Below are 15,157 nucleotides of genomic sequence, written 5' to 3'. Positions count from 1 at the left end.
GTAATTCCAGCTATAATTCCAACAACTTTTAATCCCCTCATGATACTCCCCCTAAAATAAACATATTATATATTATACTAAATAAATTTCCCTTTTTAAGTAATAATTAGATTATTTATACAAAAACACTTCTTTTCTTAAACAACAAAAAAACATGCCTTCATTAGGAAAGCACGTTTTGTGATATTCTTCACATTGTTTAGTTAAAAAATAAATGTTTACTTACCATGATGTAACATTAAATCACTAAGTTCTTCTTCAATGTGATTTAATTTCGCAACGCCTTCTTTCCATTTATGAATATAACGTGAAACCCCAACGAAAAACAAAACAATAATTGTGGAAAGAATAATACCATATACGATTGCTACAGTACTCATAGTTACACTTCCTTATAATTAGTAATGTGGTTATTAGTTATATTTTTATTATAAACCTTTTTCTTTTAAAATACTTCGATTTCAACTTTTTGTAACAAAATTGATTTTTCTAACATTTCGTTCGTGAAAATGGCATATTTTTCACAAATTATACAAAACTTCACCATATGTACTATTACCATATGAGTTATATTATTAAATAGAATAAAGGGGATGATATACTATGGCGACTTGGTTTATTGTAATGTTAGTTGTATTTGGAGCATTTAAAATTATCGTTTCTAGCCTTCCTAACACTGTTATTGAATCCATTATTAGCAAGTACGAAACACATCCAAAACTTGAAGAAGAGAATGTGACTATTACAATTCACGGAAATAACGTAGAAGGCGAACAGAAATCAAAAATTATTCATGATTTTAACGAAGGTTTATTTTTAGATCGCTATTATGCACCACCACACAATGAGGGTACGCCTTTAATTATCAATGCAAAACGTGGCAAAAAGAATTTTACATTTTATATTTATAGTCACGAGGAGCATGTTGATGTTGTAAAACAATATAAAAAGAAGGTAGTTGCTTATAGTTTACGCTCTAAAAACCTTCAAAATAGTGATATGTTCGTGTCAGCTGACTTAGCTTAATACTCATATATTAGAAAAAGGAATCCAAGAAATATGGATTCCTTTTTTCTCATTTACTGAAAAATAAGCTCTGTCTTCAAACTATCTTTCGGTAACAACCAGCCTTTTTTCTCTAAACTCGCCATTAATAATTCCCTTTGTTTTGTCGCAATACTTTCTTCATTTGTTTTAAATGACACTTCTATTACGAAGTCATCTTCTAATTTTCCGGTATTACTTAATGGCCAAATTTCAATATTTGCTTTTATGTTTTCAAACTCTCCTGTATATCGTTTCATTAATACAGGACCGTAAATACGGGAATTCTTTAACATTTCCTCTCCCCAATTTGTATACAACCATTTGTTCATTTTCCCTGGTAATTTTTCTACTAACATGTTTTGAGCAGCTTGTTCATTTGGTAAATCAAGTATCCCATATCCTTTAGCGCTGTAACTTTTCTTATTTGAAATGCTTAATGTTTTCTTCTCAAATCCCCAATCTATTTCCGCCTCATAACTATCCGTATTACTATCGAATCCTTCTTTTTTAGCTACTTCTAGTGCATCTTGAATTACACCATTTGGAATAGGATATCTTTTTTTATATGTTAATTCAAAATCTTTACTAAATTCTTTCTTTCGAATTCTAGCAAACCAACCTTCCTCGCTTAAACTTTTATTCGCAGTATCTAAAAATTGCACTTGTATTCTTTCATATTTTGTACCAGCCTGGAAATGTTCTAGCACCTCTTGCTTCATCTCTTTGTTATCACCTAATACTTGTTCTGGCTTCAATAATAACTTTACTTCAAAACTAGGTTTCATTGGACTAGCTGCAAACCCTTCCTTAACGTTATAAAGGAAACAACAAAAGAAAATGCTTACGAATACAAATACTTTTTTCATATACCTATCCCCTTTACATTTCAAATGACTTCTATACGTTCCATTGCAAGTGAATATACATTTTCATACCCTGCTGTACTTAGCTTTTGTTGTAATCGATCCGTATCCTCTTTCAAAGCGTGCACTAACACCGTATGTTCTGGTAATAATGTATTTAGCATCTCTTTAACGTCTCTTATACTTTGGTGAACTTTATACGGAACTCTCTTCACCCTACATGTACTCCTTACATGTTCTTTCATAACTTTTTCTGCAAAACTCCCTTTCGCAATATGCCCAGTAAAAATAACGGCATTCCGTTTTTCATTCCGAAGTTGTTCATAGTATAACTGTGCTCGTTTCGTTTGCATATTCGCATCACTCATTACAACTATTCCGTAACTATTTTGCATACTAATGTCATTATCCATCACTATTATGTTTCTTTTTAAACTCTCCATAATCCATTTAAGTTCTTCATTATTTTTTATCCAACCTTTATATATGAACATCTCTTCAAATCCAGCCAAAATTTCTTTATCTACTATAAGCGGAAATTCTTTATATCGTTCATATAAATACAATACTATATCTTGCGCCCTACCAAGTTGTGGCAGCGGTAATAATGCTATTCCTTCATTTTGCATAACTCGTTCAATTTCTGCACATAGATCGTCTAATCTTTCATTTTGCGAAACATCATCTGTGTGATAAGCGGCATCTACAATTGCAACTTTTATATTGTGGCCCAATTTCTCAGGTAAATTAGCTCGTAGTATATTAGACTCTGCTGAATAGTCGCCTGAATAAAATACGTATGTATTACACATATCAACTAAAAACCAAACAGCTCCTAATACATGCCCACTATACCCCCACTGAAACCGCAATGTAGGAGTAATTTGTATCCATTCATTTGGATTACTAATCTCATCAATACATACATAATTTAAATCTTTTATATGTTGGTCGCTATAAGGTAACTTCCACCCTTGCATCACATTATAGTTTCTCCATTTTTCATAATATAACGGCAGTTGCTCCTTCGTATAACGAGTCGTCCAAATTTTTTTCTTATATCCATACTTCGCCAATAAAGGTAAACCCATCGTATGATCTTCATGAATATGTGATAAAAATACCGCATCTAAAAATTGAACAACTTCTCCCTCTATTTTTGGATAACTATTCTCATATGATCGATTAATACCACAATCAAATACTATTTTCGTCTCTTTATTTTTTACAAAATAGCAAGAGCGACCGTATTCTCCTGCTCCTCCCCATACTTCCACTCTCATCATGCTACCCCTTTTCGCTTTTGCTCCATATGTTGCAGCAGTAATAAGCACATTGTTGTAAGTCCAACAGAAACAACGGCCATCGCCATTCCTATAGATACTTCACCCTGTTCAAATTGAGCAAAAATAAACGTTGCTGACGTTTCTACTGATGGAGGTAATACGAGAAGTGATGCTACTAACTCTCTTATTGAAATTGTAAATGTCATCGCCCATCCGGCAAGAATGCCTGGGATAATAAGAGGCAATATTATTTTTCTAAAAATATAAATATAATTTCCAGAAAAAATACTTCCTGCCTGCACGAGAGAATCATCAATTTGTCCGAGTGATGATTTTACATATTGCACCGTGTAAGGTAAAAACAGAACAACATACGTTACGATAACCATGATTGGTGTATTATAAATTGACATAGGCATATATGGTGAATTCCAAAATAGAATAAGACCTACAACCATAACTATTCCTGGTACCATATTCGGTAACATACCGCACATATCAAGCCATTTTTCAGAGGTTTTTTTCCCCTTTCGAATCATAAGTGCCAAAAAGACTCCAATCATTACCGCAATAATCGCTGTTACGAGTGAAAAAAGAAAACTATTCCATAAAGCCTCTAATCCCGGAGACCCCATTGTAAACAATGCCTCATAATGACTTGTTGTAAAGTTATTTACATGTAAACCGCCGCCTCTTAATTTTGAAAAAGAAGCAATAAGTATAGAAAAGTATGGAATTCCAATCGATACGATTAATAAACCAATTACATACATCCATGCTACAACGCGCGTAAATATAGACAAAGTATATCTTTTAGATTTCACACCTTTTCCACTAACCATTGCATATGAATACTTTCGATTCAATACATTTTGTATATACCACATAAGCATACAAGCACTAAGTAATAAAGAAGATAATGCTGTTGCACTACTGAAATCAATTGGCCAACTCGAAATAAATTTATGAATTTCTGATGTTAACACGTGGAATCCTATTCTACGTCCGAATGTAGCCGGTGTTCCAAATTCAGCAATCGTCTTTACGAAAATGAGTAAAGCACCCATTACATAACTTGATACTAATAACGGCAATATTATTTTTCTTAAGCGATAGAAAAAACTTCCGCCATGAACTGCTGCAGCTTCTTCTTTACTACTCCCAATCTGAAGCAACGTGTTTTTCAGCATGAAATAAAGGAATGGGAATAAATGCAGACTCATAATTAATACCATACCTCCTAAACTAAAAAACGATGATGAAACTGTCTTTAACATCGGGAAAAATTGTTCAAAATAGCCGTTAGGTTGCATGAACAAAATCCAGCCCATCGATCCAATATACGGCGGTGTCATAAATGGAATCATAAAAACAATACCTAACTTACTATACTTTCCTACATCTGTTTTGCTCATAATAAATGCCAATGGAAATGCAAATATTGTAGCACCTATTACAACGAGTGCACCTAGAAGCATCGAATTTAGAAAAATCCCAGCTAATCCACCACTCTGCATCACTTCAAAAGGCTTTAAAAAATTCCAACTGCTATTTTCATATACACTAGAAAATAAAATAAGAAAAAGTGGAATGACGATTAACATCGCCACAAGTAATAACGCTACCGTCATTCCAACTTGTCTTACTGATACGAATCGATTTACCATGGAATCACCATCTTATTGAAATACTTTCTTAAATTGTTTTCCTATTTCATCTTGCTCTTTCTCAACTGTTTTCCAATCAATATTTAATACTGGAATCTCTTCTATATTTGGTCTATTTTCAGCTTTTATATCTGTTCTACCAGGCAATAAATACGCTTTAGAAACTTGTTTTTGTACATCATCGGATAATAAATAATCAATAAACTCTTTTGCACCTTCAACATTTTTACTATCCTTCATAATCCCCGCTGCACGTGGGCTAATAACTGTTCCGCTTTTTGGATATACAATATCAACAGGTTCACCCTTTGCTTTTGCGCTATACGTCATATAATCAACACCCGCAATGACCATATCTTTCGCACCTGTTACAACTGGGTCTAACGCTTCCTGGTTTGCTCCTGCTACTGTAACTTCATTTTTCTTAAGCTGCTCAAATAAATTCCATCCATCTTGTCCATTCTTTTTCACGTATCCTGTTACAAAGTCTAAAGCTGAACCTGAAAGTGCTGGATCTGGAAGATTCACTTTCCCTTTCCATTCTCCTTTCGTTATATCGCTCCAATCTTCAGGCGCCGTCTTCACATTTTTTGTATTGTACACAATCCCTAATGCTGAAGCACTATACCCGAAATAATGGCCTTTATCATCTGACCATTCAGAACGCAGCTTATCAGCTTGTTTCGCCTCTTTATAAGCTAACGTTTGACCCTCTTTCTTTAATCCTTCCATCGCTGGTAAGGAAGCGAGTACGACAACGTCAACGACTGGATTTTTCTTTTCAGCTTCCATTCTCGCTAAAATTTTACCAGTTGTCCCTTGAAACATTTCCACCTTTATACCAGTTTTCTTTTCAAAGTCTTTTTGAATTTTTTCTGCTAACCCTTTTGGCCCTGCACTATATACAACAATTTTCTTTTCATTCATATTTTTACTTTTTGCATCTGCATTACCTGTCTTTGAACTACAACCTGTTACTACAGTAGAAAATAGTAAAGTACATACAAATAAAGACTTAAGCGAACTGAATTTCTTCATACGATTCTCCCCCTATATGATGAATACATTTTTTGGGTACATATAACGATACTGGTTTCCCGATGCTTAGCTTACTATTGTGATAGGCTGTCCAGATGCCTAAAGTCCCCATATTTACTTTCACTTCATAACGCTCTCCTACGTATGTAACGTGCTGAATTTCACCTGTATACATTTCGCACACATCATTTTTTGTCCAACTCACATGCTCTGGACGAATCATTTTTTCACCCTCTACAAGCCAATTCGCCTTACCAACAAATTTGGCAACAAATTCATGAGACGGTTTCACATAAATATCTTCCGGTGTTCCTTTTTGTAATACTTCTCCTTGTTTCATGACAATAATTTGGTCTGACATTGACATTGCTTCTGTTTGATCGTGAGTGACATACAGTGCAGTTAAACCAATGGAATGAACGATATCCATAAGCTCTATTCTCATTTCTTCTCGCAAAATTGCATCGAGTGCACTTAGCGGTTCATCAAACAAAATAAAATGAGGTTTTGTTACAATTGCTCTAGCGAATGCGACACGTTGTTGCTGTCCACCAGAAAGTTCGTGTGGATACCTTTTCTCCATACCTTGCAGGCGAACTCGCTTTATCGCATCCTCTACTTTTTCTCGTAAATGATTCGTTTGCTTTGTAGCTCTTAAACCAAATGCAACATTTTCAAAAACAGTCATGTGCGGCCATAAAGCAAAATCTTGAAATACCATACCGATATTCCGTTCATGAGGAGATGTCTTTATCTTTTTTGTAGCAGAATACATGCATTGGTCTCCAAAACATATTTCTCCCTTATCCGGTTCTTCAAGTCCTGCTATCATTCTAAGTAAAGTCGTTTTCCCACATCCCGAAGGTCCTAAAAGTGTAGTGAATTCCCCTTTTTTCATTACAATCTGCAACGGCTTTAACGCTTGTGTTTTTCCAAATGTTTTTTCTAATCCATTAATTTTAATATCCATCGTCTCACCTCTCTCCCCTCATTCTTAACCTGCTTTCATTCTATATGGAAGATTTATACTGAATGTTAATGCACTGTAAAGATTAAATTAAAAAACTTCTAATAAACTATTTATTTCTATAGATTTTTTCTATAGTTAAAATAAAAAAGGCGGCAATTCATAATGAATCTCTTAAAATTAGAAATTGTAGTACTTATTAAGAAATACAAAAAGCTTACAATCGTTGCAGAAAAACTTGGCGTTAAACAACCAACTATTACTTTTCATATAAAAAGCTTAGAAGAAGAACTCGGTGTGTCTTTATTCGAATTACGTTCTGGAAGGTATTTCTTAACAGAGGCTGGTGAGGCTTTGCACCATTATGCTTGTAAAATAGATGCACTTATGAAAGAAGCTAGACGTGTCACGCAAGAGTTTAAAGATTTTCATAAAGGTGCTATAACAATTGGCGCTAGTTATGTACCAGCGACTTATCTTTTGCCAGCAGTCGTTCATCAATTTCAATGTGAATTTCCCAATATAAAAATAACGCTACTAGTGAAAACAGCCCCTGAAATTCGAATGATGCTACAAAATCACGAAATCGATCTTAGGATAATTTCCGCTGCTCCATTTGATGAACCACTTTTAAAACAAACGAATATAATGCCCGATACACTTGTTCTTGCTTTTTCCAAAGAACATCATTTTTCAAAGAAAGACAATGTATCGTTACAAAATATAGAAAAGGAACGCATACTATTGCATCGTAACCCATCTACAACGAGAGATTTACTTACACAATGGACGTTAGCGCACAACATTACATTCCAATCAGAAATTGAATTAGATTCATTAGAAACGATGAAACAAATTTTAAAATATGGTAATGGAATTGCCTTGATTTCTAAACTTGCTATCGAACAAGAAATACAACGAAATGAGCTATGCTATATACCAATCCCTGAATTTGAATTTCAGCGTAATATTTATACGATTCATCATGAGGACAGATGGAATTCTAAAATCATTTCTTTTTTATTACAGAGCATCACTTCATTTGCAACAAAAAATTAAAAGGCTGTCGTTATGCACGACAGCCTTTTAAACTATAAATCTATTTATTTTTCTTTGCCTCAATTTTCGCTTGCGCCTCTTCAGCCTTATCTAATGCTTCTGATACTTTCTTCTCTTTTTCTTTCACTTCATCTATACTATCGACAGCTTTAATAATTTTATCGATTCCTTCTTCTTCTACCTTTCTACGCTTTGCCACTCTTTCATTTACTTTCTCTTCCACATCTTTTGCTTTTTGAAGCATATTCTCTGCATTTGATGTTACAGCTTTTTCAAGTGCATCGTCTTTTTTCATTTGTAACACTTCATTTGCAATGTCTTTCGCTTCTAAATACTTACCGTCTTTTAATGCTGTTGCTCCGTGATCCATTTTCTCGGCCATTTCTTTATATGATTTCGCTTCATTCCCGGATTTCTCTTTTTCTGCTTTTTCAAACCACATTGTTGCATCACTATATTTTTCATCTTTCAATGATTGCATACCTGTTTCAATATATGTGTCATAATTGCTACATCCAGCCATTACGACTAATAGAAAAAGCATAACAAAACTTAATTTTTTCATGCTGTTGTCTCCTTTTCTTTGCAAGCTCACTTTACTTTAACATACATGAAAAAGAGTTTCAAAAACTAAAATACTAATTTAGTCATTTTTATTTTATTAAGTCACATTTCCTTTTAGACAGACACATCCACTTGCTTTTTCATTACATGCTTCTTTACTCCTACTAATACAACTAACAATAAACCTACGCCTAATGTCATCATAACAATGCTAGTTGGCAACATATCTAATAGTAGTCCATATACAATCATACCAAGTGGTGCGATTGCAGTCGCAATTGTTTCAAGTAGGCCAAACACACGCCCTAGGTAGTTCGGATCTGTCGTTTTTTGCATATGTACTTGCATTGGAATGTTTACAATCATAATTGCTATACCAGTTAACATCATAAAAGCAATATAGTAAATAAAACTTGCTACTTTTGGAATGATAACTAACAACGGAAAGACTGTACATAAACTTAAACCTGCAAACAAAAACAGTCCAGTATAAATTGAACGAAACGGATTATTCACTTCTTTACGCACCGATAAAGCAATCGCACCAATTAACATCCCGACTGCTAACATTCCCTCTACAGTACCAAGTTGCTTTGAAGATAAATGTAATGTATGTACGATAATGTATGGAAGTGCAACGGTTAGACCACACGCAAAAAAGTTTACCCACAATGCTATTTTCATTAAACCATATATTTCATGTTTTCGTTTTATATATGAAAAACCTTCTTTTATACTCGTCAAGAAATGCTCTTTACTCTCAGCCACTTCTTTTTTATATAAATCAAATACAATAAATAATTGCAAAATAACCGCTAAAAAGAATGTAATGCTATTCAACAAAAAGAACGACTGAATTGAAAAGAAACCAAATACAACTCCGCCAATAATCGGCCCTAAAATATTTGATAAAGAAGCCGCCGTTTGATTTAAAGCACTCGCTTTTTGAATACGTCCTTCATCTACTAAACTCGGAATAGACGAAGTTAATGCAACGGAATAAAAACTTGCACAAATTGATAATAATGCTGCTGAAATATAAATAAAAAGAAGTGATGGTCCAAATATAGTAGCAAGAATAAACATACTAAGCATCGTTAAACTACTTAATAAATCAGTACCAATGACAAGCCATTTTCGATTGACGCGATCTGCTACAGCACCAGCAATTGGACCACAGATCATCCTTGGAAGTGATCCGCAAACGAGCGTAGTTGCAAACCCCATCCCTGAACCAGTAGTCTTTAATACGTATAACCCCATTGCGAACGTATAAATACCTGCGCCTAATAAAGACGTCATTTTTCCAATCATCATTAAAATGATGTTTCTCGTTGCAATCTTCATTCTTGAATCATGTTGTCCTATACTTATATCTCCCATTTTTGACTCTCTCCCCTTAAAAGTTAAATTGTGTTAAACTTATTATATAATCAATTTTCCGATTTCCACAACATAAAGTTAAATATAATTTAACTTTTTAAATATAAAGGAGCAATAATATGGCAACTCTCGGCGAAAAAATTAAAACATTAAGAAAAGAAAAAAAGCTTACACAAACAGAGCTAGTAGGTTCGGAACTGACAAAAAGTATGCTTAGTCAAATTGAAAATGGAAAAGCTACACCTTCTATGAAAACATTACAATATATTGCTGAAAAACTTGAATGTGAAATGAGCTTTTTATTAGAAGAAGATGAAGGAGAAATTGTAGAACTCATTCAAAAAATGGAGCCATTAATAAAAGCAAATAAATGCGATGAAGTATACAAGACTTTACTACCTATCGTTCAAACAGAGCTACCTTCTACTTTAAATACAGCTCGCTTATATAAACAGTTCCTAACAGGAGCAGTTATTATGAACGATTATCATATTGAATATTACGTTGAAACTGCTGTTTCTATATTTGAAAAATATACTTTATATCGAGAAAGCACTGAAACGAAACTACTGTTTTACTATATGCTCTTCAAACGTAAAAAATATAAAGAATGTTTACAGATGATTGCTACAATTCGTGATGAATATAAAGCAAAGAATTTAGAAATGGATCTGATTACACATATACAACTATACTTAAAAGAAGCCATTATTTTACTCGCATACGGCAATTATGAAAAATGTGAAAAAGTCATTTTAGATGCACTTGCATTTTCAAAAAAGCATCAAGTGTATTATAAAACAGATGAATTTTACCGGATTTTATCTTACCAAAAAGTCATTACAGCTGATAAAGAACAATATTTATATTACATAAAAAAATCTGAGCAATTTGCCATTTTTACAGAAGATATTCTATCCATCGCAATTATTGATATTTTAAAAGCATACTATTACAACACAATTACTAATGAATATACAATCGCATTAAAACATCTAGAACAATTTCGAGAAAAACTAAAAGATGAACCAATCTTTCAAGACGATGGATTATATTATCTTGAAAAAGGAAAATCTTTGTATGGCTTAAAACGTTATAAGGAAGCTTTGGCAATATTAAAACACGCTACCATACCAGATTATATGAGTCATCCACTTGATCAATCGTGGGTATTAACAGCTGGGTCTTATCGTGCCCTTTGCTATATAGAACTTCAAGATAAAAAATCTGCCTTAAAAGAGGCAAAAGAAGCCGTTCAAGCAATAGATAGCTATCCTGATTCCATCTTCACTTCATTTATTAAAGAAATATTACAAATAATACAAAAACTTTAAGAATGTCTCTAAATGGTATATTATTCCTCTTTTTTAGCAAAGATAATAATGATGGGAGGAATATAAATGAATATACAACGTGCAATAGAGCTTTCTATGTCAGCAGAACAAGCCAATGTCAATTTTCAAGGCATGCCTGTTATGATTCAACACGTCGATGAAAGCAATGAAACCGCCCGCATATATGAAGTAAAAAACCCAGGACGCGAATTAACTGTTCCAGTTAATAGCTTAGAGGAAATATAAGAAATGCCACTTCTCTTTTGAAGTGGCATTTTTCTTCTTTCAGATTACTTATTATAAAGTTCTTCAATCCTTTATTTTACATGAGCTAAAAAAATAAGAATTTTCTACTTCTTTTCTTTTTGTGACCTGCTAAAATACAAACTATGGATTAATTATTTGTACTATACATTAAGGGGGAAAAATAATGGCATCTAATTTAGAAAAAAACAAGCCTTATTATGCAGTTATATTCACTTCTAATTTATCAAATAATACAACTGACTATAATACCGTTGCCGAAGAAATGGAGAAACTTGCAAAGCAACAATCTGGATTTTTAGGTGTAGAAAGTGCACGAGGTAATTCTGGACTCGGAATAACAATTTCTTATTGGGAATCACTTGATGCGATTGAAAATTGGAAGAAGAACACCTTACATAAAGAAGCGAAAAAAAGAGGTCGTGAGCAATGGTATGAAAACTTCCATCTGCGTATTTGCCTTGTTGAGAAAGAATTTAAGTTTCATAGAGGTAATTTATAACTATGAAGGAAAAATTAGCTCTCGTTATTGTTCATGAAATATATGGTGTGAACGACCATATGCATCACGTTACCCAGCACTTTACTTCATCTCATATAGATGTATTCTGTCCTAATCTTCTACAATCACAACACGCATTTCATTATCGTGATGAAGAAAAAGCATATGAACATTTTGTAAATCATATTGGATTTGATGATGGAAAAAAGCAAATTGAAGAATTCATTTCCCATCTTTCTAGTAGTTATACACATATTGGACTTATCGGCTTTAGTGTTGGAGCTACCATCTCATGGCTATGTAGTAACAATCCGAAAATAGATTTTATTATCGGATGTTACGGTTCTCGTATACGCGACTATGTTCACATAAAGCCTACATGCTCTACATTACTTATATTCCCTGAAAAAGAGGCTAGTTTTTCAGTATCCTCTTTAATTCACACATTGCAGCAACAAAAGAATCCTTTATTAGAAATAAAACAACTACACGGTGAACATGGATTTCTAAATCCGTACACTGAAAAATATAACGGGCACTCTACAAAACAAGCATACAATTTAATAGATTCATTTCTTGTAAAGTGAAACTTCAATCAGTGGGGGGGGTTCATCCCCCACCTAATCTCTTTTCTTACGCTGAGTTTTAAGGTGTGGGTCTTACTGCCCATGCGTGATAAAAACAATCTTATACAGGAGACTCAAAATGACGCTGACATTACTCTTACTTATTTTCATACTCATTGCCTTTATCTCAGCGCTAACTATCATTTTTATAACCGTAAAAAAAAGGAGATTTTTCAACCGCCTCTACTTACAATCTATTATCGTTTGCATTTTATTTTTTACTAATTGGATCTTATATGTAACAACTTTTTATTCGTTACTTCCCGAGAAAATTAGTGAGTTCATATTCTTACCCATTTGGTTTTTCCTTTGTATTTTAGGTTTTATAACTTTCTGGCGCGAATGGGGAAATAATCGTGTATTCTCAATATGTATCGGTTTTCTTTCCTTGACTAGTTTTTTATTTGGATTATTGTTGTTAATTCTTTCGGGGATGTAATAGAAGAAGGAAGAAAAGCCAACTTTCAACTTTTCTTCCTTCTATGTTTACCTTTAGTTTTCACTGTCACTGATTCACAAGGTGTATAATATATTTGAGGTGTCGCCTTATCAACAAACATCATAAACGTAACGAAACCGATAATAAAGAAAATAAACAACGTTAACAAAATTGCTCCTATCGTTAAAAGTATCATAACACCACCCCTATATTTTTTATGTTATTACACTTTTCGCTATGATATGAGCGTAATCCTTTTTAGAAAAGGAAACGTAACAAAATAATCACAATCACTCCCGTTAATACTGTACCTAATAAACTACGAGTATATATCGCTACAAGAAATGTTGGAATTGCTGCAATAAAATAATCCCACTGCATCGTCTCGTGCATAAATAAAACTTGTGCTAAAAGTGCTGCTAATATTGCAATTGGTATGTAATTTAACCATTTTAAACCCCAGTCTGGAATTTGTAGTTTACTAAATACGAGTAGAGGTAAAATACGTGGCACGAGTGTAACAGCTCCTGCTGCTAGTAAAAGTAATAATACATCTAATCTCATTTCCATTTTTCAATCAACACTCCAATCGTCGCAGCTAGTAAGGTTGCGATAATAACCGCTATACTATCTGGCATAAATAAGTGTGAAACGTATGCGATAATAATCGCTACAATTGCAACACTTAAATGAATTGCTAGTTTCGGTTTACTACTTATGAGCTGAAGAACAAATAATCCGATAAACATCGCTGGTAATGCATAATCCATGCCGTATGTATGTGGATCTGGTATCCACTCACCAAATAGCCCGCCAATGATAGTGGCAAGAATCCAATTTAAATACGCTGTTACATTAAGCCCTATCATCCATCTTTCACCTAAATATCCTTTTTGCGCAGCATGCTGCACTGCAACGCCGAAAGTTTCATCTGTAATTTGCGAACCGATGATTAAGTTTTTAAATAGAGGAATTTTCGTAAAGTACGGTGCAAGTGCAGCACTCATAAGAAGGTGGCGCAAGTTAACAAAAAATACAGTAAAAATAATTGCGGAAGCAGGAGCACCGGCTGCATACATACCAGCTAATATAAATTGGGCAGAACCTGCATAAATTAAAGTGGACATAAATGCAATTTCAATGATGGAGAAACCAGCTGTTTTTGCAATTACACCAGCTGCTATACCGATGCTCAAGTAACCAAATACAGTTGGTAAACAATCTTTTACTCCTTGCTGAAATGTATCGTCACTCTGCAAAGCTACATGTGCCTGAGCTTTACTCATCTCTATCATCCTCCATTCCTTCTAAAGTTCGTTTTCCTGTTACAACATGAACTAAATCTATATTTTCACGCCATAACGTATCTAACTTATCAGCTCCAAATTCCTTTGTGATTTCTTCAACCATAATATCGTGCCGCACATACTCTGTAGCAACGAGAACTAGCGCTGGGTCATACGTTGTAACGGCCCATGAAGTGCTATCATTTGAGAAGTTCGCAATTAATACTTCCTCTCCATCACGAGCAATAACAGTTAAATGACCACCCATTCTCTTTTCAACAACGTGGGGCGTCATATAATTATGATGAAACGTCGCTCCTATTTTTGTTTCTGGAGCTCCAAATAAGATTGAAAATATATGTACGCCTTCCTCTTCCTTTTGATGAATGTATGGCTCAATTTCATGCACTTGTTCTTCCCATACAGAAATCCATAATTCTTCCTTTGCCCTATTAATTATATTGCATATTTCTTTTAAAACACGATCATTTGAGCGAATATGCGAAATTACATCTATTTGTCGCTCTTGTTCTAAACAATTTAATTTCTCATCTAAAAATTCAAAGGACTTTTCAAAGTCTTTTCGCATTCGATTCATTAATTCGGTAGCTGGTACTGGTACATATTTAACTGGTTCAGAAGGTACAATATGCACCGCTCCTTTATCCATTAACTTACCGAGTACCTCGTAAATCATAGAACGAGGTACTCCTGTTTGTTTACTCACTTCATAGCCCGTTACTGGGGAATGTTTTAGTAGTCCAATATACGCTTTACATTCATACTGAGAAAATCCTAACTTTTGTAATTCCTTTATAATTTCATCCATCGG

At 33.8% G+C, this 15,157-nt stretch carries 20 protein-coding genes; 7 read left to right on the top strand and 13 right to left on the bottom strand.

Going from position 1 to position 15,157, the window contains the following annotated elements; all coding sequences use genetic code 11:
- Positions 1-218: 218 nt before the first annotated feature.
- Both GBN78_RS15610 and GBN78_RS15605 read right to left on the bottom strand, forming a co-directional pair.
- Positions 219-380 carry a hypothetical protein gene (locus GBN78_RS15610; RefSeq protein WP_000108701.1) on the bottom strand — a complete coding sequence of 54 codons (162 nt, stop codon included), beginning with the start codon at positions 378-380 and terminating at the stop codon, positions 219-221.
- 65 nt (positions 381-445) lie between these two features.
- The gene (locus GBN78_RS15605) at positions 446-562 is read right to left on the bottom strand and encodes a hypothetical protein (protein WP_001987133.1); all 117 of its coding nucleotides are present in this window, start codon (positions 560-562) and stop codon (positions 446-448) included.
- Positions 563-603: 41 nt separating this feature from the next.
- On the opposite strand from GBN78_RS15605, the gene GBN78_RS15600 reads away from it, so the two are divergent.
- Positions 604-1,026: a YfmQ family protein gene (locus GBN78_RS15600; RefSeq protein ID WP_152127498.1), complete on the top strand. Its 423-nt coding sequence runs from the start codon at positions 604-606 to the stop codon at positions 1,024-1,026.
- A 53-nt stretch (positions 1,027-1,079) separates the two neighbouring features.
- Here the strand turns inward: GBN78_RS15600 and GBN78_RS15595 are convergent, their stop codons facing one another.
- From GBN78_RS15595 to GBN78_RS15575, 5 genes are read right to left on the bottom strand one after another with little or no spacing between them, the layout of a single operon-like run.
- Positions 1,080-1,913: a hypothetical protein gene (locus GBN78_RS15595; RefSeq protein ID WP_044584287.1), complete on the bottom strand. Its 834-nt coding sequence runs from the start codon at positions 1,911-1,913 to the stop codon at positions 1,080-1,082.
- A gap of 20 nt (positions 1,914-1,933) precedes the next feature.
- Positions 1,934-3,196, bottom strand: coding sequence for an MBL fold metallo-hydrolase (locus tag GBN78_RS15590; RefSeq protein ID WP_043308210.1), 1,263 nt, complete (start codon positions 3,194-3,196; stop codon positions 1,934-1,936).
- Positions 3,193-4,863 carry an ABC transporter permease gene (locus tag GBN78_RS15585; protein ID WP_152127497.1) on the bottom strand — a complete coding sequence of 557 codons (1,671 nt, stop codon included), beginning with the start codon at positions 4,861-4,863 and terminating at the stop codon, positions 3,193-3,195. Before GBN78_RS15585 ends, GBN78_RS15590 begins: the two co-directional genes overlap by 4 nt.
- 12 nt (positions 4,864-4,875) lie before the next feature.
- Positions 4,876-5,901: an ABC transporter substrate-binding protein gene (locus GBN78_RS15580; protein WP_000714716.1), complete on the bottom strand. Its 1,026-nt coding sequence runs from the start codon at positions 5,899-5,901 to the stop codon at positions 4,876-4,878.
- Entirely contained in the window at positions 5,879-6,871 is a 993-nt protein-coding gene (locus GBN78_RS15575) for an ABC transporter ATP-binding protein (RefSeq protein WP_000351795.1), read from the bottom strand. Before GBN78_RS15575 ends, GBN78_RS15580 begins: the two co-directional genes overlap by 23 nt.
- A gap of 162 nt (positions 6,872-7,033) precedes the next feature.
- Between GBN78_RS15575 and GBN78_RS15570 the strand changes: the two genes are divergently transcribed.
- The gene (locus GBN78_RS15570; RefSeq protein WP_152127496.1) at positions 7,034-7,927 is read left to right on the top strand and encodes a LysR family transcriptional regulator; all 894 of its coding nucleotides are present in this window, start codon (positions 7,034-7,036) and stop codon (positions 7,925-7,927) included.
- A 40-nt stretch (positions 7,928-7,967) separates the two neighbouring features.
- Here the strand turns inward: GBN78_RS15570 and GBN78_RS15565 are convergent, their stop codons facing one another.
- Both GBN78_RS15565 and GBN78_RS15560 read right to left on the bottom strand, forming a co-directional pair.
- Positions 7,968-8,492 (bottom strand): DUF4398 domain-containing protein, encoded by a 525-nt coding sequence (locus GBN78_RS15565; RefSeq protein ID WP_000736428.1) that lies wholly within the window; start codon positions 8,490-8,492, stop codon positions 7,968-7,970.
- A gap of 113 nt (positions 8,493-8,605) precedes the next feature.
- Entirely contained in the window at positions 8,606-9,874 is a 1,269-nt protein-coding gene (locus GBN78_RS15560; RefSeq protein ID WP_025967108.1) for an MFS transporter, read from the bottom strand.
- Positions 9,875-9,993: 119 nt separating this feature from the next.
- On the opposite strand from GBN78_RS15560, the gene GBN78_RS15555 reads away from it, so the two are divergent.
- The 5 genes from GBN78_RS15555 to GBN78_RS15535 all read left to right on the top strand — a co-directional run bounded on the left by GBN78_RS15555 (position 9,994) and on the right by GBN78_RS15535 (position 13,039).
- Entirely contained in the window at positions 9,994-11,208 is a 1,215-nt protein-coding gene (locus GBN78_RS15555) for a helix-turn-helix domain-containing protein (RefSeq protein WP_030024885.1), read from the top strand.
- A 66-nt stretch (positions 11,209-11,274) separates the two neighbouring features.
- Entirely contained in the window at positions 11,275-11,454 is a 180-nt protein-coding gene (locus GBN78_RS15550; protein ID WP_001025731.1) for an H-type small acid-soluble spore protein, read from the top strand.
- Between the two features lie 184 nt (positions 11,455-11,638).
- Positions 11,639-11,974, top strand: coding sequence for an antibiotic biosynthesis monooxygenase family protein (locus tag GBN78_RS15545; protein WP_000157880.1), 336 nt, complete (start codon positions 11,639-11,641; stop codon positions 11,972-11,974).
- Positions 11,975-11,976: 2 nt separating this feature from the next.
- Positions 11,977-12,561 carry a dienelactone hydrolase family protein gene (locus GBN78_RS15540; protein ID WP_044584282.1) on the top strand — a complete coding sequence of 195 codons (585 nt, stop codon included), beginning with the start codon at positions 11,977-11,979 and terminating at the stop codon, positions 12,559-12,561.
- A gap of 118 nt (positions 12,562-12,679) precedes the next feature.
- Positions 12,680-13,039: a hypothetical protein gene (locus GBN78_RS15535; RefSeq protein ID WP_098300382.1), complete on the top strand. Its 360-nt coding sequence runs from the start codon at positions 12,680-12,682 to the stop codon at positions 13,037-13,039.
- 25 nt (positions 13,040-13,064) lie between these two features.
- Here the strand turns inward: GBN78_RS15535 and GBN78_RS15530 are convergent, their stop codons facing one another.
- From GBN78_RS15530 to GBN78_RS15515, 4 genes are all read right to left on the bottom strand, one after another.
- Complete coding sequence (locus GBN78_RS15530; RefSeq protein ID WP_000602244.1) at positions 13,065-13,235, bottom strand: DUF3951 domain-containing protein; 171 nt, start codon at positions 13,233-13,235, stop codon at positions 13,065-13,067.
- A 62-nt stretch (positions 13,236-13,297) separates the two neighbouring features.
- The gene (locus tag GBN78_RS15525; RefSeq protein ID WP_128266915.1) at positions 13,298-13,609 is read right to left on the bottom strand and encodes an AzlD domain-containing protein; all 312 of its coding nucleotides are present in this window, start codon (positions 13,607-13,609) and stop codon (positions 13,298-13,300) included.
- On the bottom strand, positions 13,600-14,325 hold the full coding sequence (locus GBN78_RS15520; protein WP_000030478.1) for an AzlC family ABC transporter permease: 726 nt from the start codon (positions 14,323-14,325) through the stop codon (positions 13,600-13,602). Before GBN78_RS15520 ends, GBN78_RS15525 begins: the two co-directional genes overlap by 10 nt.
- Entirely contained in the window at positions 14,318-15,154 is an 837-nt protein-coding gene (locus GBN78_RS15515) for a TrmB family transcriptional regulator (RefSeq protein ID WP_000343357.1), read from the bottom strand. Before GBN78_RS15515 ends, GBN78_RS15520 begins: the two co-directional genes overlap by 8 nt.
- Positions 15,155-15,157: the final 3 nt, after the last annotated feature.

This window comes from Bacillus sp. B2-WWTP-C-10-Post-4 (assembly GCF_009183805.1).
In the GTDB taxonomy this organism is placed as follows: Bacteria; Bacillota; Bacilli; order Bacillales; family Bacillaceae_G; genus Bacillus_A; species Bacillus_A cereus.
This window is presented reverse-complemented; position numbering and strand designations above follow the sequence as displayed.

Excerpts from the sequence above, each read along its gene's own strand:
- GBN78_RS15525 (WP_128266915.1), bottom strand. The coding sequence starts at position 13,609 with ATGGAAATGAGATTAGATGTATTATTACTTTTACTAGCAGCAGGAGCT.
- GBN78_RS15540 (WP_044584282.1), top strand. The coding sequence starts at position 11,977 with ATGAAGGAAAAATTAGCTCTCGTTATTGTTCATGAAATATATGGTGTG.
- GBN78_RS15590 (WP_043308210.1), bottom strand. The coding sequence starts at position 3,196 with ATGATGAGAGTGGAAGTATGGGGAGGAGCAGGAGAATACGGTCGCTCT.
- GBN78_RS15555 (WP_030024885.1), top strand. The coding sequence starts at position 9,994 with ATGGCAACTCTCGGCGAAAAAATTAAAACATTAAGAAAAGAAAAAAAG.
- GBN78_RS15550 (WP_001025731.1), top strand. The coding sequence starts at position 11,275 with ATGAATATACAACGTGCAATAGAGCTTTCTATGTCAGCAGAACAAGCC.
- GBN78_RS15595 (WP_044584287.1), bottom strand. The coding sequence starts at position 1,913 with ATGAAAAAAGTATTTGTATTCGTAAGCATTTTCTTTTGTTGTTTCCTT.
- GBN78_RS15560 (WP_025967108.1), bottom strand. The coding sequence starts at position 9,874 with ATGGGAGATATAAGTATAGGACAACATGATTCAAGAATGAAGATTGCA.
- GBN78_RS15605 (WP_001987133.1), bottom strand. The coding sequence starts at position 562 with ATGGTAATAGTACATATGGTGAAGTTTTGTATAATTTGTGAAAAATAT.
- GBN78_RS15520 (WP_000030478.1), bottom strand. The coding sequence starts at position 14,325 with ATGAGTAAAGCTCAGGCACATGTAGCTTTGCAGAGTGACGATACATTT.
- GBN78_RS15565 (WP_000736428.1), bottom strand. The coding sequence starts at position 8,492 with ATGAAAAAATTAAGTTTTGTTATGCTTTTTCTATTAGTCGTAATGGCT.
- GBN78_RS15580 (WP_000714716.1), bottom strand. The coding sequence starts at position 5,901 with ATGAAGAAATTCAGTTCGCTTAAGTCTTTATTTGTATGTACTTTACTA.
- GBN78_RS15515 (WP_000343357.1), bottom strand. The coding sequence starts at position 15,154 with ATGGATGAAATTATAAAGGAATTACAAAAGTTAGGATTTTCTCAGTAT.
- GBN78_RS15535 (WP_098300382.1), top strand. The coding sequence starts at position 12,680 with ATGACGCTGACATTACTCTTACTTATTTTCATACTCATTGCCTTTATC.
- GBN78_RS15545 (WP_000157880.1), top strand. The coding sequence starts at position 11,639 with ATGGCATCTAATTTAGAAAAAAACAAGCCTTATTATGCAGTTATATTC.
- GBN78_RS15610 (WP_000108701.1), bottom strand. The coding sequence starts at position 380 with ATGAGTACTGTAGCAATCGTATATGGTATTATTCTTTCCACAATTATT.
- GBN78_RS15530 (WP_000602244.1), bottom strand. The coding sequence starts at position 13,235 with ATGATACTTTTAACGATAGGAGCAATTTTGTTAACGTTGTTTATTTTC.
- GBN78_RS15585 (WP_152127497.1), bottom strand. The coding sequence starts at position 4,863 with ATGGTAAATCGATTCGTATCAGTAAGACAAGTTGGAATGACGGTAGCG.
- GBN78_RS15570 (WP_152127496.1), top strand. The coding sequence starts at position 7,034 with ATGAATCTCTTAAAATTAGAAATTGTAGTACTTATTAAGAAATACAAA.
- GBN78_RS15575 (WP_000351795.1), bottom strand. The coding sequence starts at position 6,871 with ATGGATATTAAAATTAATGGATTAGAAAAAACATTTGGAAAAACACAA.
- GBN78_RS15600 (WP_152127498.1), top strand. The coding sequence starts at position 604 with ATGGCGACTTGGTTTATTGTAATGTTAGTTGTATTTGGAGCATTTAAA.